1 protein-coding gene is annotated in these 937 nt (G+C 64.0%); it reads right to left on the bottom strand.

All coding sequences use genetic code 11. The annotated features are described in order from the left end of the window. Positions 1–922 (bottom strand): hypothetical protein (locus CKO42_RS26730; protein ID WP_200252777.1); only part of this gene is annotated, 922 nt, incomplete at its 3' end. Between the last annotated feature and the right edge of the window lie 15 nt (positions 923–937).

Below are 937 nucleotides of genomic sequence, written 5' to 3' on the forward strand. Positions count from 1 at the left end.
CCGTCAGCATCCGAATCGCCGTCGGCATCGGAGTCGCCATCGGCGTCTGAATCGCCATCAGCGTCTGAGTCGCCGTCGGCGTCTGAATCACCGTCAGCATCGGAGTCGCCATCGGCATCCGAGTCGCCGTCAGCGTCGGAGTCACCGTCAGCATCGGAATCGCCATCGGCGTCTGAGTCGCCGTCAGCATCGGAATCACCGTCAGCATCCGAATCGCCGTCGGCATCAGAGTCGCCATCGGCGTCTGAGTCGCCGTCGGCGTCTGAATCGCCATCAGCGTCGGAGTCGCCATCGGCATCCGAATCGCCGTCGGCATCCGAGTCGCCATCGGCGTCTGAGTCGCCATCAGCGTCTGAGTCGCCGTCGGCGTCTGAATCACCGTCAGCATCCGAGTCGCCATCGGCGTCTGAGTCGCCGTCGGCATCCGAGTCACCATCAGCATCCGAGTCGCCGTCAGCATCGGAATCACCGTCAGCATCCGAATCGCCGTCGGCATCAGAGTCGCCATCAGCATCCGAGTCGCCATCGGCGTCTGAGTCGCCGTCGGCATCCGAGTCACCATCAGCATCCGAGTCGCCGTCGGCGTCTGAATCACCGTCAGCATCGGAGTCGCCATCGGCATCCGAGTCGCCGTCAGCGTCGGAGTCACCGTCAGCATCGGAATCGCCATCGGCGTCTGAATCGCCGTCAGCGTCTGAGTCGCCATCGGCATCCGAATCGCCGTCGGCATCCGAGTCGCCATCAGCATCCGAGTCGCCATCAGCATCCGAGTCGCCATCGGCGTCTGAGTCGCCGTCAGCATCGGAATCACCGTCAGCATCCGAATCGCCGTCGGCATCGGAGTCGCCATCGGCGTCTGAATCGCCATCAGCGTCTGAGTCGCCGTCGGCGTCTGAATCACCGTCAGCATCGGAGTCGCCATCGGCATCCGAGTCGC

It is taken from the genome of Lamprobacter modestohalophilus (assembly GCF_016583905.1).
Lineage (GTDB): Bacteria > Pseudomonadota > Gammaproteobacteria > Chromatiales > Chromatiaceae > Lamprobacter > Lamprobacter modestohalophilus.